The sequence below is a fragment of the Streptomyces griseoluteus genome (assembly GCF_004784465.1).
Taxonomy (GTDB): Bacteria; Actinomycetota; Actinomycetes; order Streptomycetales; family Streptomycetaceae; genus Streptomyces; species Streptomyces griseoluteus.
Genome location: NZ_SRRU01000004.1, coordinates 13,515 through 37,189 on the forward strand (window position 1 = coordinate 13,515; position 23,675 = coordinate 37,189).

Annotated in this window: 22 protein-coding genes, 4 tRNA genes, 1 other RNA gene and 1 pseudogene; 10 read left to right on the forward strand and 18 right to left on the reverse strand. The window is 71.3% G+C overall.

What is annotated here, in order from left to right:
* Window positions 1-321 precede the first annotated feature (321 nt).
* Window positions 322-573 (forward strand): DUF3073 domain-containing protein, encoded by a 252-nt coding sequence (locus E5082_RS11895; RefSeq protein ID WP_030816885.1) that lies wholly within the window; start codon window positions 322-324, stop codon window positions 571-573.
* A gap of 90 nt (window positions 574-663) precedes the next feature.
* Here E5082_RS11895 and purM read toward each other — a convergent pair whose 3' ends face one another.
* From purM to purS, 7 genes are all read right to left on the reverse strand, one after another.
* Window positions 664-1,734, reverse strand: coding sequence for a phosphoribosylformylglycinamidine cyclo-ligase (gene purM / locus E5082_RS11900; RefSeq protein ID WP_086692257.1), 1,071 nt, complete (start codon window positions 1,732-1,734; stop codon window positions 664-666).
* Window positions 1,735-1,776: 42 nt separating this feature from the next.
* Complete coding sequence (purF, locus tag E5082_RS11905) at window positions 1,777-3,306, reverse strand: amidophosphoribosyltransferase (protein ID WP_135791257.1); 1,530 nt, start codon at window positions 3,304-3,306, stop codon at window positions 1,777-1,779.
* A 200-nt stretch (window positions 3,307-3,506) separates the two neighbouring features.
* Window positions 3,507-3,947 carry an META domain-containing protein gene (locus E5082_RS11910; protein WP_229918809.1) on the reverse strand — a complete coding sequence of 147 codons (441 nt, stop codon included), beginning with the start codon at window positions 3,945-3,947 and terminating at the stop codon, window positions 3,507-3,509.
* Window positions 3,948-4,005: 58 nt separating this feature from the next.
* On the reverse strand, window positions 4,006-4,761 hold the full coding sequence (locus tag E5082_RS11915) for a sterol carrier family protein (protein WP_135791259.1): 756 nt from the start codon (window positions 4,759-4,761) through the stop codon (window positions 4,006-4,008).
* Window positions 4,762-4,820: 59 nt separating this feature from the next.
* Window positions 4,821-7,079, reverse strand: coding sequence for a phosphoribosylformylglycinamidine synthase subunit PurL (gene purL / locus E5082_RS11920; protein WP_135791260.1), 2,259 nt, complete (start codon window positions 7,077-7,079; stop codon window positions 4,821-4,823).
* On the reverse strand, window positions 7,076-7,756 hold the full coding sequence (gene purQ / locus E5082_RS11925; protein WP_135791261.1) for a phosphoribosylformylglycinamidine synthase subunit PurQ: 681 nt from the start codon (window positions 7,754-7,756) through the stop codon (window positions 7,076-7,078). The genes purL and purQ overlap by 4 nt, the downstream gene beginning before the upstream one ends.
* Entirely contained in the window at window positions 7,753-8,016 is a 264-nt protein-coding gene (gene purS, locus E5082_RS11930) for a phosphoribosylformylglycinamidine synthase subunit PurS (protein ID WP_030816897.1), read from the reverse strand. Before purS ends, purQ begins: the two co-directional genes overlap by 4 nt.
* Window positions 8,017-8,330: 314 nt before the next feature.
* Here purS and E5082_RS11935 point away from each other — a divergent pair, with 314 nt between their 5' ends.
* From E5082_RS11935 to E5082_RS11955, 5 genes and pseudogenes are all read left to right on the forward strand, one after another.
* Window positions 8,331-8,648, forward strand: a complete 318-nt coding sequence (locus E5082_RS11935) for a histone-like nucleoid-structuring protein Lsr2 (RefSeq protein ID WP_030816899.1) — start codon at window positions 8,331-8,333, stop codon at window positions 8,646-8,648.
* Between the two features lie 158 nt (window positions 8,649-8,806).
* Window positions 8,807-8,878, forward strand: a tRNA-Gly gene (locus E5082_RS11940).
* A 79-nt stretch (window positions 8,879-8,957) separates the two neighbouring features.
* Window positions 8,958-9,030: transfer RNA gene (locus tag E5082_RS11945), tRNA-Gly, on the forward strand.
* 77 nt (window positions 9,031-9,107) lie between these two features.
* Window positions 9,108-9,562, forward strand: a pseudogene (locus tag E5082_RS11950) (DNA-binding response regulator); the annotation flags it as partial.
* Between the two features lie 23 nt (window positions 9,563-9,585).
* Window positions 9,586-9,661, forward strand: a tRNA-Gly gene (locus tag E5082_RS11955).
* Between the two features lie 56 nt (window positions 9,662-9,717).
* On the opposite strand, the gene E5082_RS11960 is transcribed toward E5082_RS11955, so the two are convergent.
* The 6 genes from E5082_RS11960 to ffs all read right to left on the reverse strand — a co-directional run bounded on the left by E5082_RS11960 (window position 9,718) and on the right by ffs (window position 18,785).
* On the reverse strand, window positions 9,718-10,617 hold the full coding sequence (locus E5082_RS11960) for a phosphoribosylaminoimidazolesuccinocarboxamide synthase (protein WP_135791262.1): 900 nt from the start codon (window positions 10,615-10,617) through the stop codon (window positions 9,718-9,720).
* 70 nt (window positions 10,618-10,687) lie between these two features.
* Window positions 10,688-12,193: a N,N-dimethylformamidase beta subunit family domain-containing protein gene (locus tag E5082_RS11965; protein ID WP_135791263.1), complete on the reverse strand. Its 1,506-nt coding sequence runs from the start codon at window positions 12,191-12,193 to the stop codon at window positions 10,688-10,690.
* 295 nt (window positions 12,194-12,488) lie between these two features.
* A complete protein-coding gene (locus E5082_RS11970) occupies window positions 12,489-14,288 on the reverse strand; it encodes a hypothetical protein (protein ID WP_135791264.1) in 1,800 nt (599 codons plus the stop codon).
* 265 nt (window positions 14,289-14,553) lie between these two features.
* Window positions 14,554-15,819: a phosphoribosylamine--glycine ligase gene (gene purD, locus E5082_RS11975; protein WP_135791265.1), complete on the reverse strand. Its 1,266-nt coding sequence runs from the start codon at window positions 15,817-15,819 to the stop codon at window positions 14,554-14,556.
* Between the two features lie 580 nt (window positions 15,820-16,399).
* Window positions 16,400-18,550: a DNA polymerase III subunit gamma and tau gene (locus E5082_RS11980; RefSeq protein ID WP_135791266.1), complete on the reverse strand. Its 2,151-nt coding sequence runs from the start codon at window positions 18,548-18,550 to the stop codon at window positions 16,400-16,402.
* A gap of 140 nt (window positions 18,551-18,690) precedes the next feature.
* Window positions 18,691-18,785: signal recognition particle sRNA small type (gene ffs / locus E5082_RS11985), an RNA gene on the reverse strand.
* 73 nt (window positions 18,786-18,858) lie between these two features.
* Between ffs and E5082_RS11990 the strand changes: the two genes are divergently transcribed.
* Window positions 18,859-18,946 (forward strand) — tRNA-Ser (locus tag E5082_RS11990).
* 166 nt (window positions 18,947-19,112) lie between these two features.
* On the opposite strand, the gene E5082_RS11995 is transcribed toward E5082_RS11990, so the two are convergent.
* From E5082_RS11995 to E5082_RS12010, 4 genes are read right to left on the reverse strand one after another with little or no spacing between them, the layout of a single operon-like run.
* Window positions 19,113-19,619 (reverse strand): GNAT family N-acetyltransferase, encoded by a 507-nt coding sequence (locus tag E5082_RS11995; protein WP_135791267.1) that lies wholly within the window; start codon window positions 19,617-19,619, stop codon window positions 19,113-19,115.
* Window positions 19,620-19,621: 2 nt separating this feature from the next.
* Complete coding sequence (locus E5082_RS12000) at window positions 19,622-20,035, reverse strand: arsenate reductase ArsC (RefSeq protein WP_135791268.1); 414 nt, start codon at window positions 20,033-20,035, stop codon at window positions 19,622-19,624.
* Window positions 20,028-21,128 carry an ACR3 family arsenite efflux transporter gene (arsB, locus tag E5082_RS12005; RefSeq protein WP_268255621.1) on the reverse strand — a complete coding sequence of 367 codons (1,101 nt, stop codon included), beginning with the start codon at window positions 21,126-21,128 and terminating at the stop codon, window positions 20,028-20,030. The genes E5082_RS12000 and arsB overlap by 8 nt, the downstream gene beginning before the upstream one ends.
* The gene (locus tag E5082_RS12010) at window positions 21,125-21,532 is read right to left on the reverse strand and encodes an ArsR/SmtB family transcription factor (RefSeq protein WP_135791269.1); all 408 of its coding nucleotides are present in this window, start codon (window positions 21,530-21,532) and stop codon (window positions 21,125-21,127) included. Before E5082_RS12010 ends, arsB begins: the two co-directional genes overlap by 4 nt.
* A 78-nt stretch (window positions 21,533-21,610) precedes the next feature.
* Here E5082_RS12010 and E5082_RS12015 point away from each other — a divergent pair, with 78 nt between their 5' ends.
* The 3 genes from E5082_RS12015 to E5082_RS12025 all read left to right on the forward strand — a co-directional run bounded on the left by E5082_RS12015 (window position 21,611) and on the right by E5082_RS12025 (window position 22,911).
* Window positions 21,611-22,081, forward strand: coding sequence for an ArsI/CadI family heavy metal resistance metalloenzyme (locus E5082_RS12015; RefSeq protein ID WP_135791270.1), 471 nt, complete (start codon window positions 21,611-21,613; stop codon window positions 22,079-22,081).
* 195 nt (window positions 22,082-22,276) lie between these two features.
* The gene (locus E5082_RS12020; RefSeq protein ID WP_135791271.1) at window positions 22,277-22,492 is read left to right on the forward strand and encodes a type II toxin-antitoxin system VapB family antitoxin; all 216 of its coding nucleotides are present in this window, start codon (window positions 22,277-22,279) and stop codon (window positions 22,490-22,492) included.
* Window positions 22,489-22,911, forward strand: coding sequence for a PIN domain nuclease (locus E5082_RS12025; RefSeq protein WP_135791272.1), 423 nt, complete (start codon window positions 22,489-22,491; stop codon window positions 22,909-22,911). Before E5082_RS12020 ends, E5082_RS12025 begins: the two co-directional genes overlap by 4 nt.
* 161 nt (window positions 22,912-23,072) lie before the next feature.
* On the opposite strand, the gene E5082_RS12030 is transcribed toward E5082_RS12025, so the two are convergent.
* Complete coding sequence (locus E5082_RS12030) at window positions 23,073-23,669, reverse strand: poly-gamma-glutamate hydrolase family protein (RefSeq protein WP_135791273.1); 597 nt, start codon at window positions 23,667-23,669, stop codon at window positions 23,073-23,075.
* Window positions 23,670-23,675 lie beyond the last annotated feature (6 nt).

Here is a 23,675-nt window from a genome sequence, read left to right on the forward strand (position 1 = left end):
CCGGCGATCTTGTCCCGCCCGCGTGCGGGCGGGCACCCGAGGCCCCCGGCGGTACCCGCCGGGGGCAACTTGGAGAGAACTGTCACTTCCGTCGGCGGGTCGTACCCCGATAAGTGGTTAAAATCGGCATTGACCAGCGAGGACAGGGCTCCTCGTGGGTCCTGTGCACACGCGCGTGCTGCGGGCGACGTACCGTATGGGCGCGGGCTCAGGTACCGTGGAAGCCCTACGGACCGGCCTCTCTACGGGGAGTCCGTTTCGGATCATGAACGCGTGTCAGACTCTGGGGCCGTTGAGCCCCGTCACCGAGGGGGTCGAGCCATGGGGCGCGGCCGGGCCAAGGCCAAGCAGACGAAGGTCGCCCGCCAGCTGAAGTACAACAGCGGTGGGACTGATCTGTCGCGTCTGGCCAGTGAACTGGGCGCATCGACTTCGAACCAGCCGCCGAACAGCGAGCCGTTCGAAGACGATGAGGACGACGAGGAAGACCTCTACTCCCGTTACGCCGACCTCTATGAGGACGACGACGAGGACGAGGACGACGGTCCCTCACAGCACCGTCGCGGCGCTTGACCTTGCACTGAGCATGAACAGCGGAAGACCGGTCGGTGGCACTGCCACCGACCGGCTTCTGTGCTGTCCGGAAACCGGCCGGCGGCCGCGCTAGACCGCGTAGTCGCCGACGAGCCCGGCGGCGCTCTCCTGCTCGCCGCGCTCGGCGATCGTGCCGGCCACCCAGGCTTCGACGCCCCGGTCGGCCAGCGTGGTCAGCGCCGCCTCCGCGGACTCCGCCGGGACGACGGCCATCATGCCGACGCCCATGTTCAGCGTCTTCTCCAGCTCCAGCCGGGCCACGTCGCCGCTCCGGCCGACCAGGTCGAAGACCGGGCCAGGCGTCCAGGTGGAGCGGTCCACGGTGGCGTACAGCCCGTCCGGGATCACTCGGGCCAGGTTGGCCGCGAGGCCGCCGCCGGTGATGTGCGAGAAGGCGTGCACCTCGGTGGTGCGGGTCAGCGCCAGGCAGTCCAGGGAGTAGATCTTCGTGGGCTCCAGCAGCTCCTCGCCGAGCGTCCGGCCCAGCTCCGCGACCTCGCTCTCCAGCGCCAGCCCGGCCCGCTCCAGCAGGACGTGGCGGACCAGGGAGTACCCGTTGGAGTGAAGCCCGGAGGACGCCATGGCGATCACCACGTCACCGGAGCGGATGCGGTCGGGGCCCAGCAGCCGGTCGGCCTCCACCACGCCGGTGCCGGCGCCGGCCACGTCGAAGTCGTCCGGGCCGAGCAGACCGGGGTGCTCGGCGGTCTCGCCGCCCACCAGGGCGCACCCGGCGAGCACACAGCCCTCCGCGATGCCCTTGACGATCGCGGCGACCCGCTCGGGGTGGACCTTGCCGACACAGATGTAGTCGGTCATGAACAGCGGCTCGGCGCCGCACACCACGATGTCGTCCATGACCATGGCGACCAGGTCGTGCCCGATGGTGTCGTAGACGCCGAGGCGGCGAGCGATGTCGACCTTGGTGCCGACCCCGTCCGTGGCGGAGGCCAGCAGCGGGCGCTCGTAGCGCTTGAGGGCGGAGGCGTCGAAGAGGCCGGCGAAGCCGCCGATGCCGCCGAGGACCTCGGGACGGCGGGTCTTCTTCACCCACTCCTTCATCAGCTCGACGGCGCGGTCGCCCGCCTCGATGTCGACGCCCGCGCTCGCGTAGCTGGCGCCCGTGGTCTCAGAGGACATGCTTGAGAGAACTTTCCTGTCGTACGGCTCGGACGGCGCAGCTCAGGGACGCCGGATGGCGTCGGCCGCGGCGGTGGTGGCGGGCCCGGCCGCCAGCTCGGTCTCCAGCAGCTGCTTGCCGAGCAGCTCGGGGTCGGGCAGGTCCATCGGGTACTCACCGTCGAAGCAGGCGCGGCACAGGTTCGGCTTGGCGATGGTGGTCGCCTCGATCATGCCGTCGATGGAGATGTACGCGAGCGAGTCGGCGCCCAGGCTGGTGCCGATCTCCTCGATCGTCATGCCGTTGGCGATCAGCTCGGCGCGGGTGGCGAAGTCGATGCCGAAGAAGCAGGGCCACTTCACCGGGGGCGAGGAGATCCGGATGTGGACCTCGGCGGCGCCCGCCTCGCGCAGCATGCGGACCAGGGCCCGCTGGGTGTTGCCGCGCACGATGGAGTCGTCCACGACGACCAGGCGCTTGCCCTTGATGACTTCCTTGAGCGGGTTCAGCTTCAGCCGGATGCCGAGCTGGCGGATCGTCTGCGAGGGCTGGATGAAGGTCCGGCCGACGTAGGCGTTCTTCACCAGACCGTTGCCGAAGGGGATGCCGGACGCCTCGGCGTACCCGATCGCGGCCGGGGTGCCGGACTCCGGCGTCGCTATGACCAGGTCGGCCTCGGCGGGCGCCTCCTTGGCCAGGCGGCGGCCCATCTCGACGCGGGACAGATACACGTTCCGGCCGGCGATGTCGGTGTCCGGGCGGGCCAGGTACACGTACTCGAAGACACAGCCCTTGGGCTTCGCTTCCGCGAACCGGGAGGTGCGCAGACCGTTCTCGTCGATGGCGATGAACTCGCCCGGCTCGATCTCCCGGACGTAGGACGCGCCGCAGATGTCGAGCGCGGCGGACTCGGAGGCGACCACCCAGCCGCGCTCCAGCCGGCCGAGGACCAGCGGGCGGATGCCCTGCGGGTCACGGGCGGCGTAGAGGGTGTGCTCGTCCATGAAGACGAGACTGAAGGCGCCCTTGACCTTGGGGAGCACCGCGTGGGCGGCCTCCTCGATGGTCAGCGGCTTGCCGTCCTCGTCGACCTGCGCGGCGAGGAGTGCCGTCAGCAGGTCGGTGTCGTTGGTGGCCGCGACCCGGGTGGAGCGGCCGTTGGTGTCCTTGGGCAGGTCGGCGACCATCTCCGCCAGCTGGGCGGTGTTGACCAGGTTGCCGTTGTGGCCGAGCGCGATCGAACCGTGCGCGGTGGCACGGAACGTCGGCTGGGCGTTCTCCCACACGGAGGCGCCGGTGGTCGAGTAGCGGGCGTGACCGACCGCGATATGACCCTGGAGCGAACCGAGCGAGGTTTCGTCGAAGACCTGGGAGACCAGGCCCATGTCCTTGAAGACGAGGATCTGGGAGCCATTGCTGACCGCGATTCCCGCGGATTCCTGACCCCGGTGCTGGAGGGCGTAGAGCCCGAAGTACGTGAGCTTTGCGACCTCTTCACCCGGCGCCCAGACACCGAAGACGCCGCAAGCGTCCTGGGGGCCTTTTTCGCCGGGAAGCAGATCGTGATTGAGTCGACCGTCACCACGTGGCACGTTTCCGAGTGTAGGCGAGGCCGACCGCTGGGCCGAATTGGGGATATGTGGCCCTCGCCGAACCCGGAGTCGCGATCACTTTGGCGGATTCTGCGTTTGCCCAGGTCAGAGAGGTGGCCGCCCGCCGGCTCAGGGATGGCCGCAGCTCAGGTGAGCGCTCCGGGGGCCTCTGGGGGCCGTCCTGAGTGAGTTGTCGCACATCATTCGGACGCGCTCGGCGTGAGCTGGACGCGCCCGCCCTCGCCCGTGGTGAGGGTGAGCGCGCCGTCGTCGGTACGGGCGGTCAGCGCACCGGAGTTGAGGGCGCGGGTCAGCGCGCGTTCGAAGGTCATCCGCGGTTCGTCGCAGGCCATGCGGGTCGTGCGCAGGGTGCCGAAGTCGATCCGGCCGTCATCGATGGTGGTGGGCGCGGAGAAGGTGTTGCAGCCGAGGTTGCCGGTCGCGCGGCCCTCGTCGTCGATGCGGATGCGGGCGGCCGCGGGGGCGCGGTGAGTGGTGTCGCCCTCGGTGACGCTGTCCACCCGCCAGTCGGTGCCGGTGAGCTTCGGGGGCGGGGCCACCGAGCCGCTGCCGGTGTCGGCGGTGTCCGTCCCACAGGCCACCGCGAGCGGTACGAGCGCGGCGGCCACGGTCAGTGTCATGCGCTGCGTGTGCCGGTCCATACCCCTCCGACGTGCGCGGCGCGGCCCGGGTTCCCCGCTATCCGCCGAGTGGCAGCAGCCCGGAGAGGTCGGCGCGCTCCCCGCTCGCGCTCACCTCGGCCCGCGCGACGGCGTCCGCCCAGGCCAGGCGTCCGGTGGCGAGGCGGACCCAGGTGAGCGGGCCGGTCTCGACCACGTTGGGCGGTGTCCCCCGGGTGTGCCTCAGCCCCTCGACGCACTGCACCACGGCGTACGGCGGCACCCGCACCTCGGTGGAGCCGCCGGGCGCCTTCACGGCGAGGGCGTCGGCGAGCAGCCGGGTCGCGGCGGCCAGGGCGTGCCGGTCCAGCGGCACCTCGAGTCCGGGCACCGCGCCGGAGAGGTCGTCGGCGGCGAGGACCAGCTCGACGGCACGGGTGACCAGGTACTCGTTGAGCGGGAGCACCCCGGCACCGGTGTCCACCAGCGGGCTGCCCGGATGGTCGGCCAGCAGGGCCCGCAGATCGTCCTCGGCGGCGCCGAGATCGAGCGGTACGGGAGTGATGGCGACGGCCCTGCGCAGCGGCCACTCCGCGAGCGGCAGCGTCTGCTTGAACTGCGCCGGCCGCTCCACCGCCTGCCGCACGGCCACCACGGACGCGGCGACCTGCTCGGCCAGCTCCCGCACGGTCGCCCCCTCCCGCCGCGTGGGCAGGGCGAGTTGACCGGGATCGAGCCCCTCCACGGCCTCCCGCACCGCGCCGAGCTGCGCGAGCACGGCGGCACGGGTCCGGAGGGGGTCGTACTTGCGGGCACGCTTCTTGGCCGGAGGCATGGAGCGACCCTATGCCGGGACGGCCCCCGCCCGGGTGGGGCGGGGGCCGTCCGCGGTCGTCACGCCAGCAGCGCCGGGATCGTGTTCTCGTGCGCCTCGCGCAGCTCGGCCAGGGAGAGGGTGAACTCGCCCTGGATGTCGACCGAGTCACCGTCGACGACACCGATACGCGTGGCCGGGAGGCCCCGCGCGCCGCACATGTCGGTGAAGCGCAGCTCCTCCGAGCGCGGTACGGCGACGAGCGCGCGGCCCGCCGACTCCGAGAGGAGGAAGGTGAACGCGTCCAGACCGTCCGGGACGATCAGCCGCGCGCCCTTCTCCCCGAGCAGCGCCGACTCGACCACGGCCTGGATCAGACCGCCGTCGGAAAGGTCGTGCGCGGAGTCGATCATCCCGTCGCGGGAGGCGGAGATCAGGATCTCGGCCAGCAGCCGCTCCCGCTCCAGGTCGACCTTCGGGGGCAGCCCGCCGAGGTGGTCGTGGACGACCTGGGACCAGGCCGAGCCGCCGAACTCCTCGGAGGTGTCGCCCAGCAGGTAGAGGAGCTGGCCCTCCTCCTGGAAGGCGACCGGGGTGCGCCGGGCCACGTCGTCGATGACGCCGAGGACCGCGACCACCGGGGTCGGGTGGATGGCCGCCTCGCCGGTCTGGTTGTACAGCGAGACGTTGCCGCCGGTCACCGGGGTGCCGAGCTGGAGGCAGCCGTCCGCCAGACCGCGCACGGCCTCCGCGAACTGCCACATCACCGCCGGGTCCTCGGGCGAGCCGAAGTTCAGGCAGTCGGAGACGGCGAGCGGCTTGGCACCGGTCGTCGCCACGTTCCGGTACGCCTCGGCCAGCGCGAGCTGCGCGCCGGTGTACGGGTCGAGCTTGGCGTAGCGGCCGTTGCCGTCGGTGGCGATGGCGACGCCGAGGCCGGTCTCCTCGTCCACGCGGATCATGCCGGAGTCCTCGGGCTGGGCGAGGACGGTGTTGCCCTGCACGAAGTGGTCGTACTGCGAGGTGATCCACTTCTTCGACGCCTGGTTGGGCGACGCGACCAGCTTCAGGACCTGCTCGCGCAGCTCCTCGGCGGTGGCCGGGCGGGGCAGCTTGTTCGCGTCGTCGGCCTGGAGGGCGTCCTGCCAGTCGGGGCGGGCGTAGGGGCGCTCGTAGACCGGGCCGTCGTGGGCGACCGTGCGCGGGTCGACGTCGACGATCTTGCCGCCGTGCCAGAAGATCTCCAGCCGGTCGCCGTCGGTGACCTCACCGATGACGGTGGCGATGACGTCCCACTTCTCGCAGATCTCCAGGAAGCGGTCGACCTTCTCCGGCTCGACCACCGCGCACATGCGTTCCTGCGACTCGCTCATGAGGATCTCCTCGGGCGAGAGCGTGGAGTCGCGCAGCGGTACGTCGTCCAGCGTGACGCGCATACCGCCGGAGCCGTTGGAGGCCAGCTCGCTCGTCGCGCAGGACAGGCCCGCCGCGCCGAGGTCCTGGATGCCGACGACGAGCTTCTCCTGGAACGCCTCCAGGGTGCACTCGATGAGGAGCTTCTCCTGGAAGGGGTCGCCGACCTGCACCGCGGGGCGCTTGGAGGGCTTGGCGTCGTCGAAGGTCTCCGAGGCGAGGATCGACGCGCCGCCGATGCCGTCGCCGCCGGTACGGGCGCCGTAGAGGATGACCTTGTTGCCGGCGCCGGACGCCTTGGCCAGGTGGATGTCCTCGTGCCGCATGACGCCGATGGCACCGGCGTTGACCAGCGGGTTGCCCTGGTAGCAGGCGTCGAAGACGACCTCGCCGCCGATGTTGGGCAGGCCCAGGCAGTTGCCGTAGCCGCCGATGCCGGCGACCACGCCGGGCAGCACGCGCTTGGTGTCGGGGTGGTCCGCGGCGCCGAAGCGCAACGGGTCCACGACCGCGACCGGGCGGGCGCCCATGGCGATGATGTCGCGGACGATGCCGCCGACGCCCGTGGCCGCGCCCTGGTAGGGCTCGACGTAGGAGGGGTGGTTGTGCGACTCGACCTTAAAGGTGACCGCGTAACCCTGGCCGACGTCCACCACACCGGCGTTCTCACCGATGCCGACGAGCATGGCGTCCGACTGGGGCGCCTTCTCACCGAACTGGCGCAGGTGGACCTTGGAGGACTTGTACGAGCAGTGCTCGGACCACATGACCGAGTACATGGCGAGTTCGGCGCCGGTCGGGCGGCGGCCGAGGATCTCGACCACGCGCTCGTACTCGTCCTTCTTCAGGCCCAGTTCGGCCCAAGGCAGCTCGACGTCGGGGGTCGCGGCCGCGTTGTCGACCGTGTCCAGAGGCGTCCGGCTCATGCGTTGACCAGCTTCTTCAGGATCGAGGTGAAGAACGGGAGGCCGTCGGTGCGGCCGGTTCCGATCAGCGGCTCGACGGCGTGCTCGGGGTGCGGCATGAGGCCGACCACGTTCCCGGCCTCGTTGGTGATGCCGGCGATGTCGCGCAGCGAGCCGTTGGGGTTGACGTCCAGGTAGCGGAAGACGACCCGGCCCTCCGCCTCCAGCTTGTCGAGCGTGTACTCGTCGGCGACGTACCGGCCGTCCATGTTCTTCAGCGGGATGTGGATCTCCTGGCCCTGGCGGTAGTCGCCGGTCCAGGCCGTGCCCGCGTTCTCCACCCGCAGCTTCTGGTCGCGGCAGATGAAGTGGAGGTGGTCGTTGCCGAGCATCCCGCCGGGCAGCAGGTGCGCCTCGGTGAGGACCTGGAAGCCGTTGCAGATACCGAGGACCGGAAGGCCGGCCTTCGCCTGCCCGATGACGGACTCCATCACCGGCGAGAAGCGGGAGATCGCTCCGGCGCGCAGATAGTCGCCGTAGGAGAAACCGCCCGGCAGCACCACGGCGTCGACCTGCTTGAGGTCCTTGTCCTTGTGCCAGAGGGCTACGGGTTCGGCGCCGGCGAGGGTGATCGCCCGCCGGGTGTCACGGTCGTCGAGACTTCCCGGAAATGTGACGACACCAATACGAGCGGTCACTCGGCGGCCCCCGCTACTTCCTCCACCTTCACGGTGAAGTCTTCGATCACGGTGTTGGCGAGGAAGGATTCCGCCAGATCATGGATGCGGGCGAGCGCGGCCTCGTCGACCGGCCCCTCTACTTCCAGCTCGAATCGCTTTCCCTGACGGACGTCCGAGATCCCCGTGAAACCCAGGCGCGGCAGCGCACGCTGGACCGCCTGGCCCTGGGGGTCGAGGATCTCCGGCTTGAGCATGACGTCGACTACGACGCGTGCCACTGGCACTCCCGGTGTGTGGTGCTGAGCAGGTTCCTTCAGACTACCCGTACAAAATTTCTACGCGGGTAGAGTTGGAGGTTTCTACGTGACCCGCATCACGATCGGGTGTCGAAGACCGACCCCGGTGAAAATTTCTGGGAAAGTTCTGCGGGCCACTGGTGATGCCTATTGAGTCCGGACACGCGGAGGTATTCAGTAGGGCTTCCCATTTCATTGGCGCGCACTGTACAAATGAATTGGCAATAGCCGATACTCGGCACGTCATTGCCGGCTCGACACCGGTACCGACGTGCCGCACGAAGGGACCGATATCCGTGGCGCAAAAGGTCGTGGTCACGCTCTTCGACGACATCGACGGCTCGGAAGCGGCGGAAACGATCGCCTTCGGACTCGACGGCAAGTCGTACGAGATCGACCTGAACGAAACCAACGCCAAGAAACTGCGCAAGGCGCTCGCGCCCTACGTGGAGGCCGGCCGCAAGCGCGCCCGGTCCGGCAAGGCGTACCGGCAGACCGAGGTCGCCCCCGACCCGTCGGCCATCCGCGCCTGGGCCCAGGCGAACAAGATGGACGTGCCCGCCCGCGGCCGCATCCCCAAGAAGGTCTACGAGGCGTTCAGCGAGGCCCGCTGAGCCCGAACGGGCTTCACCCCTCAGGGCCTGGACCCGCGGGCCCTGAGACTCGTTCACCTGTCGCCGCAGGGACCCGACTTGCGCAACCCCCCTGCTGATCGGCTAATGTCTGGCTCACGCCGAAGGGCAAGGCCGAAAGGCCGAAACCCACGGACCGTGCGGGTGTAGTTCAGTAGTAGAACACCCCCCTTCCAGGGGGGAGGCGCAGTGTGCGATTCCTGTCACCCGCTCTGGCACCGGTCATGACCATCCTTTTGGATCAGGTAGGCTGGTGCTCGCACCGATCGGTGGGAGCCGGTCGGGAGCAGTGCGGACGTAGCTCAGTTGGTAGAGCGCAACCTTGCCAAGGTTGAGGTCGCGAGTTCGAGCCTCGTCGTCCGCTCAGTGAAAAGGCCCCGGTCTTCGGACCGGGGCCTTTTGCATGCCGTCATGAGGCTGAGATTTTCCCGGACCACCGGGGCGGTACTGGATCTCCGGATGCCGGGCGCCGGCGGTGTGAGGGTCGCCACAGCCCCGCGGGCCGAACTGCCCGGCTGCCAGGTGCTGATCGCGACCGGGTGCGGGCGGCCGGGTCACCTGAAGCGGGCGCTCTCGGCCGGGGTGCGGGGGTGCGTGCCGAAGACGGTCAGCGCCGTTCGGGTCGCCGGGATCATCCGCACCGTGCACGCCGGAAGCCGCTATGCCGAACCCGAGTTGGCCGCCGCCGCGATCTCCGCCGGAGACTCCCCGCTGACCGTGCGAAGGCCGAGGTGCTGGAACTGACGGCCGGCGGGGCGCCGGTCAGGGAGATCGCCGACCGGGCCGCGCTGTCACCGGGAACGGCCCGGACCTGCCTGTCCTCGGCCGTCGCCACGCCGGGCACGGAGAACCGGCCCACCGCGGTGTGTCTCGCACACCACCGGGGTTGGGTATAGTTGGCTCCGCGCCACGGCGCACTGCGGACGTAGCTCAGTTGGTAGAGCGCAACCTTGCCAAGGTTGAGGTCGCGAGTTCGAGCCTCGTCGTCCGCTCCATGCAGAAGCCCCCCGGTTCTCACCGGGGGGCTTCTCTCGTCCTGGGCCGACAGGGCCTAGGACCAGCGGGTGCCGGTCAGGCGCTCGTACGCCTCGATGTACTTGGCGCGGGTCGCCTCCACCACCTGCCCGGGCAGCGCGGGCGGGGGCTGCTCGCTCTTGCGGTCCCAGCCGGACTCGGGGCCGGTCAGCCAGTCCCGCACGAACTGCTTGTCGTACGACGGCTGGGCGTGCCCCGGCTCCCAGGACTCGGCCGGCCAGAAGCGCGACGAGTCGGGGGTGAGCACCTCGTCGGCGAGGACCAGGGTGCCGTCGTCGAAGCCGAACTCGAACTTGGTGTCCGCCAGCACGATCCCCCGCTCACGGGCGATGTCGCGGGCGCGGCCGTACACCGCCAGGGTGAGCTGGCGGAGCTGGGCGGCGGTCTCCGCGCCGACCTGGCGGGCCACCTCCTCGTACGACACGTTCTCGTCGTGCTCACCGACCTCGGCCTTGGTGGCCGGGGTGAAGATCGGGCCGGGCAGCTCCGAGCCGTCCACCAGCCCCTCGGGCAGCGCGAGCCCGCAGACCGTACGCGACTCCCGGTACTCCGCGAGGCCCGAGCCGGTCAGATAGCCGCGCGCCACGCACTCCACCGGGACCATGTCCAGCGACTTGCAGACCAGGGTGCGGCCCGCCCAGTAGGCCGGGGCGCCCTCGGGCAGCTCGGTGCTGATGACGTGGTTGGGCGCCAGGTCACGGAGCTGGTCGAACCACCACAGGGACAGCTGGGTCAGCACCCGGCCCTTGTCCGGGATCTCGGTGGGCAGCACCCAGTCGTACGCGGAGATGCGGTCGCTGGCGACCATCACGAGGTCGCCCGCCTCGTCGCGGTACAGATCGCGCACCTTGCCGGTGTGCAGGTGCACCAGACCCGGAACCTGGATCGGCTCGGGCTTTTCTACGAATCCGGACACGGTTCCTCCCCGTGGTTCTGTCCAACTGCCTCGATTCTCCCGTATGCCGGGGACGGGGCAGGTGGCAGGGTCAGTCCCGCTTGCAGATACGGTCCAGCAGGTTGGCGGTGGCGCGCTGGACACGGGCGTCCACATGGCCGGGCCGGTCCAGCGCGGGGGACCAGGCGAAGGTGCCGGAGGCGAAGACCCAGGCGCCGGAGGGGGCGCGGTACAGGGAGGTCTCCTGGTGGCGCCGGACGCCCTCGCCGTCGGTGTAGGGGGAGTGCGCGAGCAGCACGCGCTCCTCGTGCTCGGGCAGGGCGGTGCGCGGGAAGTACCGGTCGGCCTCGCCCGCGACCAGGCCCGCGATCTCGTCGCCCTCGCGGGCGCCGGTGGCGTCCCACAGCCAGTGCCCGGCGTTGCGGACGATCAGCGGATGCGGCTCGGGCACCCGGCCCGCGTACTGGATGCCGATCACCTGCTGTTCGGGGCGGTCGATCTCCCGCCACAGCACCGGCTTTCCGGGGCCCTTGCGCTTGCGGCAGGTCAGCAGCCGGTCCGGCACCCCGGACGCGGAGGGCGACAACTCCACCTGCCAGTACATGGTGTTAGCCGACAGGAAGACCAGCGAGGTCCCCCGGTCGCGGGCCTCCTCCACCGCCCGCCGCATCGGCGCCGACCAGTACTCGTCGTGGCCGGGGAAGACCAGGCCCCGGTACCGGGTGGGGTCGATCCGGCCGGCGTGCAGATCACGGGCGTCGGCGTAGGCGAGGTCGTAGCCGTAGCGCTCGGCCCAGCGGATGAAGTCGTATGCGTGGCCCACGTGCAGGGGCAGGCCCGCACCGGCGTAGGGGCGGTCGAAGGAGACGGTGGTGGCGGCGTCGGCCTCGCCGAGCAGGGAGCCCTTCTCGTCCCAGGCGTGGTAGAGGCTGGCCCCGGTGCGACCGTCCTCCGGGTAGAGGTTGTACGCCTGCCAGGTGATGTCCGGGAGCAGCAGGAGCAGGTCGGCGGGCTCGTCGTCGCGGACCGTGAAGGGGATGTGGGAGCGGTAGCCGTCGGCGGTGGTGAGGACCGCGACGTACGCCCCGACCCGCCACTCGGCGGGCACCTGCAGGCGCCAGGACAGCCACCAGTGGTGACAGGAGACCGTACGGTCGGCGGCGAGCGGCGCGGACTGGACGATGCCGGAGAGCCGGGGGCTGGTGGTGATCTTCGCGGCGCCGTGCCCGGCGTAGTGGCCGATCCGGTAGATGTCGACGCTGAACTCCTGCGGCGGGTCGACCGTGATGTGGAAGTCGATCGCCTCGCCGGGGGCGACCGCGCCGGTGGACGCGAACCCCTTGATCTGGCGGCCCACGTCGTCGGCCGAGCGCGGGCCGGGTCCGGCCGAACGCGGCGCCGGGACACGCGCGCCGGGCCGGCCGGACCGGGTGGTGGCCGGCTGGATGGGGTCGACGTACCAGGGCACCACGTGTCCGGTGTCGTCGAAGTAGGTCTCACTGCCGCGCAGCCAGGGCACCGGGCCCAGGCCGAAGGGATCGGTGACGGCGTGCGCCAGCGCTCCCGACTCCCACCGGCGGATGTGCTCCGAGGTCATGGACGCCCCCTCCCTCGTGTCCCCCGTTGCCAAAATGGCGTTGTCTGTGGTGCCAGGACCGGAACCCGGTGTCGTCGCCTGCCGTCTCGGGTGTGCTCGGTGCGCCGGATCGCTCGGCCGTGTGGGCGCGTGTCGTATGCCCGTGCCATGTGCGTGCCGGTCCCAGCACATCACATAACGCACGACTCCGGTCACAGTTCGTTGCGAATTGGCCTGAAGTGGAAGGGGCTGCTCCGTTACACCGGTGGACGGCCGGGACTCCTGGTGCCCGGTGACGACTTCTGTGCCGCTTGGCTCAGACCAGCCGGACCGGCTTCTCCGGCCGTATCCCGCACTCGGCCAGCCAGGCGCGCAGCGGGGCCGGATCGCCCTCCTCGATCAGGCTGTGCACCTTGGGGGTGAGGTCGGCGGCGCGCTCGCCGTCCAGAAGCAGGGTGGGGCCGTCCAGCCAGTCCAGGCCGGGGGCGGCTCCGGCGGTGTCGACGGCCGCGCAGCAGATCATCGCGGTGATGTGCGCGGCGAGCAGTTCGCGTCCGGTGCGCGGGGGCTGGAGCGGGAACAGCGGCAGGTCGCCGTCCTCCCAGAGCGCGCTGTCGGGGCCCTGGGCCCTCGCCCCCCGCGGTACGGCGCTCTCCTCGCGCTCCTCGCGGGCGAGGGCAGCACTCAGGCGGGCGGCGAGGAGGGCGCTGCGCTCGGTGGCGGGGTCGGGGTCGGCGTCCGGGCTGTCGGGGGTGTCCGCGTTGTCTTCGCTGTCTTCGTTGTCGAGGGGAGCGGTGGGGGCCGGGACCGTGGGGGCGGTGTCGGCGGCGGGCTCGGTGAGGTGGTCCAGGACGCGGGCCAGGGTCGGGCCGCCGGGGTCGGGGGTGGCCGGGTCCAGGCTGGGGCTGACGCCCAGGGAGTCCAGCACCCGGTGCAGCCGGGCCGCCTCCGCGCGCCAGGTGCGGTCCACGACCTCCTCCGGGTACGCCTGCCAGTCCACCGGCGCCCAGCTCGGGCCCGACTCCGCCGGGCCGCCGTGGAAGAGGCGGGCGGTGAGCAGGGACACCGCCTCGTCCACCGAGCCGGGTTCCTCCAGCAGATCGCACGCCGGGCGCTCGCCGAGCCGGGCGGCGAAGCCGTCGGCCAGCCGGTCACGCCGGGACAGCTCGGTCAGCGCGGCGGCCACGCCCACGTCCAGCCGGGACGGCCAGCGGCCCATCCGCCACGCGGGCAGCGCCACCTTGGTCAGCAGCCGGTCCCAGCCCGCGTACGCCAGGCCGACCTGCTCCTGGGCGGCGATCCGGGGGCCGTAGTCCACGGCATGAGCGCGCTCGGCGGCGGCCGTGGCGACCCCGCGCTCCATCAGCGCGGCATGCTCCCGGCAGCCCCGCAGCAGCAGCCGGGCGACCCTGCCGAGAGCCGCGTACACCCCACGGGTCAGCGGGCTGCGGCCCGGCGCGTCGGCTACGGCCACCGCGGCGTCCAGACCGCGCACGAAGCGGCGGGCGGCGGCTATGTCGGGCTGCGCGGACGGGCCCGTACCGGCGACGACCGGGGCGAGCACCGCGCGCAGTTCCGCGACTCGCATCCACCACAGGAAGGGCGACCCGATCACCAGCACCGGCGCCGGGACGGCCAACCGCCGCTCGGGGCGGGCGCCGGGGATCACCGGCTCGTCGTGCGCGCGGGTGACGGGCGGGGCGTGCGCCGGGTGCGTACGGTCCTCGAGCCAGCTGTCGCAGTCCGGGGTGAGCGCTATGGCGGAGGGCGCGGGCACGTCCAGCCGGTCGGCCAGGTCGCGCACCATCCGGTACAGGTCGGGGGCGGAGTGCTCGGACACCGGGACCGTGGGGCTCGCGGCGGGGCGCGCGCGGGCCACGACCAGGGCGATGCCGCCGGCCGCCAGCAGCACCAGGACCGCGAGGACGCCCACCACCCAGCGGGCCGTGTCCCAGCCCTGGCCGGTGAACTGGCCGGTGGCCGCGCCGGTCAGCAGGATCACCTCGGCGGCCGCCGGCAGCAGCGCCACGGCCAGCGCCCTGCTGCGCACCCGCAGCACGGCCAGCGCGCGCGAACGCGCGGCCCTGGCGCCCAGCTCCCCACCGGTTCCGGTCATACGCGACGCTCACCCCCTGCCTGCCGATCGCGTGCTGTCATGGCGGTGCCCACTCCCCCACTGTGGCACCCGTCACTGACATCGCAATGCCGGTGGGCCAAGTGCCGGACCGCTTGCGCCGCACCATAGTTGGGGCCCCGGCCCCCGTCAGCCGGATAGCGCATTGCTCACTCGATGGAATGGCCTTGGTCAGAGCTGAGTGACAGACGGCAAAGGTCAGGCCCCGGATTTCGGGGTCCGGGGCCTGGGGTCGAGCGAGGGGCTTTTACGCCACGGTCGCGGCCGTCTCGGCCGCCTTCGCCGCGATGTCGGTGCGGTGGTGCGAGCCGTCGAGACCGATCCGGCCTACCGCGCGGTACGCCCGCTCGCGGGCCTCGGCGAGGTCCTCGCCGGTGGCCGTGACGGACAGCACGCGGCCGCCGGCGCTGACGACGGTGTCCCCGTCCTGCTTCGTCCCGGCGTGCAGGACGTAGGCGTGCGGGGCGTCCTCGGCGGCCACCTCGGCCAGGCCGGTGATCGGGTCGCCGGTGCGGGGGGTGCCGGGGTAGTTGTGCGAGGCGACGACCACGGTGACGGCCGCGTCCTCGCTCCAGCGCAGCGGCTCCAGGTCGGCGAGGGTGCCGTTGGCGGAGGCGAGCAGGAGGGAGGCGAGCGGGGTCTTCAGGCGGGCCAGCACGACCTGGGTCTCGGGGTCGCCGAAGCGGGCGTTGAACTCGATGACCCGTACCCCGCGCGAGGTGATCGCCAGCCCCGCGTACAGCAGGCCGGAGAAGGGGGTGCCGCGCCTGCGCAGCTCGTCCACGGTCGGCTGCAGCACGGTGCGCAGCACGTCGTCCACCAGCTCCGGGTCGGCCCACGGCAGCGGGGAGTACGCGCCCATGCCACCGGTGTTGGGGCCCTCGTCGCCGTCGAGCGCGCGCTTGAAGTCCTGCGCGGGCTGGAGCGGTACGACCGTCTCGCCGTCCGTCACCGCGAAGAGCGAGACCTCGGGGCCGTCGAGGAACTCCTCGATCACCACCCGCTCGCACCCGGCAGCGTGCGCCCTGGCCTCCTCGACGTCCGAGGTGACGACGACGCCCTTGCCCGCGGCCAGCCCGTCGTCCTTGACGACGTACGGCGCCCCGAAGGCGGCGAGCGCCTCGGCGACCTCGTCGGGGGTGGTGCAGACGTACGAGCGCGCGGTGGGCACGCCGGCCGTGGCCATGACGTCCTTCGCGAACGCCTTCGAGCCCTCCAGCACGGCTGCCTCGCGGGACGGGCCGAACACCGGGAACCCCGCCTCGCGCACGGCATCGGCGACGCCCGCCACCAGCGGGGCCTCCGGGCCGATCACGACCAGGCCGGCCTCCAGCTCCGTGGCCAGCGCCGCGACAGCCTTGCCGTCGAGCGCGTCCACCTGGTGCTGCTGGGCCACCTCGGCGATGCCCGCGTTCCCTGGCGCGCAGTGCACTTCGGTGACGTCGGGGTCGAGGGACAGGGAGCGGCACAGGGCGTGTTCGCGGGCGCCGCCGCCGATGACGAGGACCTTCACGGGGGTCAGCTTATCGGCTGGGTTGCCGAAGGTCGGGGGGTGGGGAAGTTGTGGGAACCTACGAGGCGGTCTGGCGGGGGCGGGGCGCCGCGGGGTCGGGGGCGTGGGTTCGTTGGCGGCTGCGGGTCCGTGGCGGCTTGTCGCGCAGTTCCCCGCGCCCCTGGGTGGGTGCGGTGGGAGGGGGCCGGGAAGCTGGGCCCGCTCAGTCGCCGAGGCACGCCTTGCGGGTGGGCGGCTGCGGGTCCGTGGTGGCTTGTCGCGCAGTTCCCCGCGCCCCTGAGGGGTGGCATGGCGGAAGTGGGTCGAAACGCCTTGTCGCTCCGCGCGCCGAGCCGCGCCTCATGGGGTGCGACGAGCCACGACGCCTCCAGCCCACTCCCGCTGTCCCCGCCTCGGGGGGGCGGGGAACTGCTCGACCGGCCATGACGGCCCGCCAGTCGCCACGCGCCTGCACACCTACGACCCGGTCCTCCGGCGAGTGAGCAGACAGGGGGCCTGCCCTGCTTCCGCTGCAGCCACCCCAGGGGCGCGGGGAACTGCGCGACCGGCCTCAGCGAACCCGCAGCCGCCCACGCGCTCCTTACTGGTCGTGGGAGAACTCGTCCAAGACGGTTGCGCCGAGTTCGCGGACGATCAGGTCCCGGCCGGAGAGGGCGGATTCGTCGAGGTCGGGGTCGTCGTCGGCGGGGGTGTCGTCCTCGGGGGAGACGGGGGGCGGTTCGGGGGCCGGGGGTCTCGGGGCCGGGGCCGGCTGGGCGCTCTGGGAGGGGGCGCTCTGCTGTGGGGCAGCGGGGCGGGAGGGGGCCGGGGCGCCGTAGCCGCCGCCCGCGCCGCCTCCGCCGAAGCCGGGGGCGCCACCCGAGGGCGGGGGTGCCGAGCCGCCGCCGGAGGGGTCGATGACCGCCTCGATCTTCCACTGGACGTTGAACTGCTCGGCCAGCGCCTGCCGCAGTACGTCCTCGCTGCCGCTGGCGGAGAAGTTGTCGCGGGCGCCGGCGCTGGCGAAGCCGAGCTGGAGGGTGGTGCCGTCGAAGCCGGTCACCTGGGCGTTCTGGCTGAGCAGAATCCAGGTGAAGCGGCGACGGTTCTTGACGGCCTCCAGGATGTTCGGCCAGAGCGTGCGGGGGTCGAGCCCGCCGGAAGGGGCGGGCGCGGGGGCAGCGGGCTGCTGGGGCGGGCTCGGGGCCTGCGACCGGCTGGGCGGGGTCTGCTGCGGCCGGCTCGGGCCCTGGCCCGCCGGGGTGGCGGTGGGCCACGCGCCGGAGCGCCGGCCGCCACCGGCGGGAGCCGCGGTGGGCCAGGCGCCGGGAGCAGCCGGAGCGGCGGGCGCGGCTTCCGGGGCAGGCGCCGGAGCCGGAGCGGGCGGCGGGGTCGGAGCGGGGGCCTGCGCCACCGGGGCAGGAGCAGGCGCCGTACCCCCGCCGGGTCCCACGGGATTCCGTACCGCCGCACGAGCGGCAGCCGGCCCTCCACCGGGCGGCACAGGACTCGCGACCGGGGCCACCGCGCCGGGGTGCGCCTCGGGCGCAGGCACATACTGCATGGCCGGCGCGCCGGTACCCGCCGAGAAGTTCACGCCCCGCTCGATGCGGTCGAGCCGGGCCATGACGGAACGCTCGTCGCCGTACGCGGCGGGAAGCATCACACGCGCGCAGATGAGTTCGAGCTGGAGACGGGGCGAGTTGGCGCCGCGCATCTCGGTGAGGCCCTCGTTGACGAGGTCGGCGGCGCGGCTCAGCTCGGCGGCGCCGAAGATCTCGGCCTGGGCCTGCATCCGCTCCAGCACATCGGCAGGGGCGTCGATGAGTCCCTTGTCGGCGGCGTCGGGCACGGCGGCGAGGATCACCAGGTCGCGCAGCCGCTCCAGCAGGTCGGCGACGAAGCGGCGGGGGTCGTTGCCGCCCTCGATGACGTGGTCGACGACCTCGAAGGCCGCGGCCCCGTCCCCCGTGGCGAAGGCTTCGACGACGGAGTCGAGGAGGGACCCGTCGGTGTAGCCGAGGAGGGAGGTGGCCATGGGGTACGTCACACCGTCCGCACCGGCACCGGCGAGGAGCTGGTCCATGACGGACATGGAGTCACGCACGGACCCCTGACCCGCGCGCACGACCAGCGGCAGTACGCCCTCCGCGACCGGGATGGCCTCCTTCTGGCACACCTCGCCGAGGTACTCGCGCAGGGTGCCGGGCGGGACGAGCCGGAAGGGGTAGTGGTGCGTACGCGACCGGATGGTCCCGATGACCTTCTCGGGCTCGGTGGTGGCGAAGATGAATTTGAGGTGCTCCGGCGGCTCCTCGACGACCTTCAGCAGCGCGTTGAAGCCGGCCGACGTGACCATGTGGGCCTCATCGATGATGTAGATCTTGTACCGGCTGCCGGCGGGCCCGAAGAACGCCTTCTCACGCAGCTCACGGGCGTCGTCCACACCACCGTGGGAGGCGGCGTCGATCTCGATGACGTCGATCGAACCGGGCCCGTTGCGCGCGAGGTCGCGGCAGGACTGGCACTCGCCGCAGGGGGTGGGGGTGGGACCCTGCTCACAGTTGAGACAACGGGCCAGGATGCGGGCACTGGTCGTCTTGCCACAGCCGCGCGGCCCGCTGAACAGGTACGCGTGATTGACCCGGTTGTTCCGCAGCGCCTGCTGCAGCGGGTCGGTTACGTGCTCCTGCCCGATGACCTCGGCGAAGGTCTCCGGGCGGTAGCGGCGGTACAAGGCGAGAGACGACACGCATACGAGGTTATAGGCGCCCACCGACATCCGGACTCGACGCGGGTTCCGGCGCAGGTCAGCGGCTTGGGCATCTCCTGGCCGCCCGTACACCCACCCGGGTCACCCGGACCGGCCGCGATCCCTCTGCCCCCGGAAACACAAGGGCCCCCCACGCACCCGCCAGAGCCAACCTACCCTTGCTGCCTTCCGGCCCTGGGGGAGTTCAGTCAGATAGCGCCGCGTGAGGGGCTGCGCAAAGAGTACCTGATCCGGGGGCGGGGGGACGAGTTCGCGACCACTCCTTCCGGTCATGTAATGTCTCCCTCGGAGGATTCGCCTAGAGGCCTAGGGCGCACGCTTGGAAAGCGTGTTGGGGGCAACCCCTCACGAGTTCGAATCTCGTATCCTCCGCCAGTGCCTCACCGGGCACGATGTCGAAGGGCCCCGCTGCTTGCAGCGGGGCCCTTCGTCGTTGTCCGTGTCGGTGAGCGTGGTGCAGACGGCCGTCGCGGACACCGGCGTCCCGAAGCAGGCAGGCCCCGGCTTGGTCCGGGGCCTGACTTGTCGGTCCGCGTTCGCTCTATGCGACAAGCGGGCTGCGGCGTTCGACCAGGACGACATCGCGCCATACGCCGTGGTGCCGGCCGATGCGCTCGCGAGTGCCGATGACACGGAACCCCACCCGTTGATGCAGAGTGAGACTGCTGGTGTTCTCGGGGAAGATGCCGGACTGGATCGTCCAGATACCCGCCGCCTCCGTCGATCCGAACAAGGCCCGCAGAAGACCTGAGCCCACCCCTCGGCCGCGGGCTTCGGGGTGGACGTACACCGAGTGTTCGACGACGCCGGCATACGCGCATCGGTCGGAGACCGGCACGGCGGCGACCCAGCCAAGCACCCGGCCCGCGTCGTCCAGGGCGACATGTCGGTGTTGCGGGAGCTTGGCGGCGTCGAACTCCTCCCAGGTGGGAGCGGCGGTCTCGAAGGTGGCATGGCCTTCGTCGATGCCGAGTTGATAGATGGTCAGGACGTCGTAGGCATGCTCGACACCCAGCGCGGCGATGCGGCATTCACCGGCCGTGCCCATGGTCAGCTCACCGGAGCGATCTCGTCGACCAGACCGCGGATGCGCTTCTCGATCTCCTCGCGGATCGGGCGAACGGCGTCCACGCCCTGCCCGGCCGGGTCGGGGAGCTCCCAGTCGAGGTAGCGCTTGCCGGGGAAGACGGGGCAGGTGTCGCCGCAGCCCATCGTGATCACGACGTCGGACGCCTGGACCGCCTCCACCGTGAGCACCTTGGGCACCTCGGCACTGATGTCGATGCCCGCCTCCGCCATGGCCTCGACGACCGCCGGGTTGACGGTGTCGGCGGGCGCGGAGCCCGCGGAGCGCACCTGTACGCGGTCGCCCGCGAAGTGGGTGAGGAAGGCGGCTGCCATCTGCGAGCGTCCGGCGTTGTGAACGCACACGAACAGAACAGACGGGATGGCGGTGTCAGACATGGGCTGAATCTTCCTGGGGTGCGGGGAGAGCGGCTGGGGCGGTGAAGTAGCGGCGCGCGTACAAGGCGACGTACACGAGGCCGATCAGAGCGGGCACCTCGATGAGGGGGCCGACGACGCCGGCGAGGGCCTGGCCGGAGGTGGCGCCGAAGGTGGCGACGGCGACGGCGATGGCCAGTTCGAAGTTGTTGCCCGCAGCGGTGAACGCCAGCGTCGTGGTCCGTGAGTGGTCGAGGCCGACCGCGCGGCCCAGGGCCATGGACCCGGCCCACATGACAGCGAAGTAGACCAGCAGCGGCAGGGCGATGCGGGCGACGTCCAGCGGCTGTGAGGTGATCGCGTCACCTTGCAGGGCGAAGAGGATGACGATCGTGAACAGCAGCCCGTACAGGGCGAAGGGGCCGATGCGTGGGACGAGCTTGGTCTCGTACCAGGCGCGGCCCTTGGTCTTCTCGCCGATGCGGCGGGTGAGGTAGCCGGCGGCGAGCGGGATGCCGAGGAAGATGAGCACACTGCGGGCGATCTCCCACACCGACACGTCCAGTGCGGTCTGCTCCAGGCCGAGCCGGCCGGGCAGGACGGAGAGGTAGAACCAGCCCAGCGCCGAGAACGCGATCACCTGGAAGACGGAGTTCAGGGCGACCAGGACGGCGGCGGCTTCCCGGTGGCCGCACGCGAGGTCGTTCCAGATGATGACCATGGCGATGCAGCGGGCCAGGCCCACGATGATCAGGCCGGTGCGATAGGCGGGCAGGTCGGGCAGGAACAGCCAGGCCAGGGCGAACATGAGCGCCGGGCCGGCCACCCAGTTCAGCAGCAGGGAGGGCAGCAGCAGGCGGCGGTCGCGGGTGACGGTGCCGATGCGGTCGTAACGGACCTTGGCCAGCACCGGGTACATCATCACCAGCAGGCCCAGGGCGATCGGCAGGGACACCCCCGTCACGGTCACCTTGGCCAGCGCATCCCCCAGGCCGGGGACCAGGCGGCCCAGTCCGAGCCCTACGGCCATGGCCGCGAGAATCCAGACGGCCAGGTAGCGGTCGACGAAGGACAGGCGTCCGGCCACGTTCCCTTCGGGTACGGCAGTGCTCACGAGGCAGCTCCCGCCGCTGCGGTGCGCCCGGGCAGCGGCTCACCCGCAGGACGCGTGAGGATGCCGGCGAGACGGTCGGTCATCTCCGGCACGAGCCAGTAGTAGACCCAGGTGCCGCGCCGCTCGCAGTCGATCAGGCCCGCCTGACGCAGCAGCTTCAGGTGGTGCGAGATCGTCGGCTGGGACAACTCGAACGCCGGGGTCAGGTCACAGACGCACACCTCACCGCCCGCACGGGAGGCGATCATCGACAGCAGGCGCAGCCGCACCGGATCACCCAGCGCCTTGAACACCTTCGCCAGCTCCACGGCCTGGCTCTCGTCCAGGGGAGCGGTCAGCAGCCCGGGGCAGCACGCTCCGGCGTCATCGATCTGACCGAGCACCACCAGCTCTTGATTCGACATGTCTCTATGTTGACAGCCTTCGATCCAGCACGCAATCTTGCATCGACAGACGTCAATGCAACCGGATGGGAGCCCGTCATGTCCCGTGCTCAGCTCGCCCTGCGCGTCAGCGACCTCGAAGCGTCGATCACCTTCTACTCGAAGCTGTTCGGCACCGAACCGGCCAAGCGGCGCGAGGGCTACGCCAACTTCGCCCTCACCGAACCCCCGCTGAAGCTCGTGCTGATCGAGGGCGAGCCCGGCGAGGAGACCCGCCTGGACCACCTGGGCGTCGAGGTCGAGTCCACCGACCAGGTCAACGCCGCCACCATCCGCCTCAAGGACGCCGGCCTGGCGACGTTCAAGGAGAACGACACCTCCTGCTGCTACGCCCTCCAGGACAAGGTCTGGGTCCACGGCCCCGGCAAGGAGCCCTGGGAGGTCTACGTCGTGAAGGCCGACGCCGGCACCCTCGGCAAGAGCGCCGACCCCAACGCCACCGGCGACGGCTGCTGCACCGGCCAGGCCACCGAGGAGAGCCCGGCAGCGGCCGGATGCGCCTGCGGCTGAGTTCGAATCGCCAGTGCCTCACCGGCACGATGTCGATGGGCCCCGTTGCTTGCAGCGGGGCCCATCGACGTGTGTGCGTTCAAGTGGCTGGCCGCACGGACTGGTGACCCGCCAACGCTCCGACAGTGCCCAACCCAGGCCGCGCAGCCGACGGAGATATACTCGGTGGCATCTTCGATATAAGGAGGTGCACACATGAGCCGTACCGTGATCGATCTCGATGACGACCTCTTGGCCGCTGTGGCCAAGGCACTCGGCACCGGCACCAAGAAGGAAACGGTGAACACCGCCCTTCGAGAGGTGCTGGAGAACCGCCGGCGAGCGCTCGCGATCACGCGGCTGCGGACTGCGGCCGGTGAGGGTGCCTTCGATCTGGACCTCTTCGAGGACAAGGGGAACTACCGCCGGTGAACGCGGCCCAGTTCCTGATCGACACGAGCGCGCTCGCCCGGTTCATGCGCGCCGACGCGGAACAGTACGGATGGGACCAGGCCGCCGCTGCCGGGCTGATCGCCACCTGCCCCATCACCGAGCTCGAGTTCTTCCACAGCGCCCGTTCCATCGAAGACCGGGCGCGAGGCATCGAGGACATGCGCATGATCTTCGGCTGGGTTCCGGTCGACGATCGCGCCTACGCCCGCGCCTGGCAGGTACAGGACGCCCTGACCGCACAAGGCCGGCATCGCAGCGCGGGGGCCGTGGACCTTGTGGTGGCTGCCACGGCAGAACTTCAGGGCCTGACCCTGCTCCACCGCGACCGTGACTTCGACTGCATCGCCGCCGTCACCGGCCAAGCACTCCAGTGGTACGGCCCCGAGCCGGGGAAGTAACCGGCACCCGAGTGCGGGCTGCTGTCCCTCTTCGGGCCCCACACTGGCCGCGGCGGAGAGCTCCCGGCCCATGTGGGTGCTCATCCACTCCGGGGTTGTGCCCTTGGCCCGGTGGGCGTCCATGGCCTGGTTCCGCGGGCCGTCGCACGTGGCCAGAGGGATCACCAACGGGCTCCCTCTTTTTCCATCAGCGTCCGTACCCCCGCCGCGATCCCGTCCGCCATTTCCCTCGGTGGGACCTCCGGGTCGGTCGGCACCGGGTGACTCGTGCGCGCCAGCACCGGGAGTTCCAGTTGGACTCCGCCCTCGCGGGTCTGGTTGACCGGGTTGTCCGGATGGAGGCCCCGTAGGGGGTTGGGGATTTCGGACAGGGTGGTGATGGGGACGAAAGCTGGGGCCCAGCCGGCCAGGGCGGTGGCGAGGACCCTCGCTGCCGGGCGGTTGGAGCCGCCTACGTAGATCGTTCGGGGGGCGGAGCGGCGGTTGTGGCCGTGGAGGGAGATCGTCAGGCTCGCGTGGGTGAGGAAGGCGGTCAGGGGGGTGCTGGGGGACATGCGGATGGACGGGATGTGCTGCGGGGGGCCCGTCGGCTGGGTGAAGGTCAGGAGGGTGGCTCCGGTGCGGGTCGCCACCTCCCTCGCCAGTTCCGCTGTGCCGCCTTCCACCGCGCCGTGCAGGGCCAGCAGGCCGATGGGGCCTCCTAGGCGCAGCGTGGTCAGGAAGGTCACGCCTTCGATCGTCACTCGCTCCGTGTGCATCGCCCC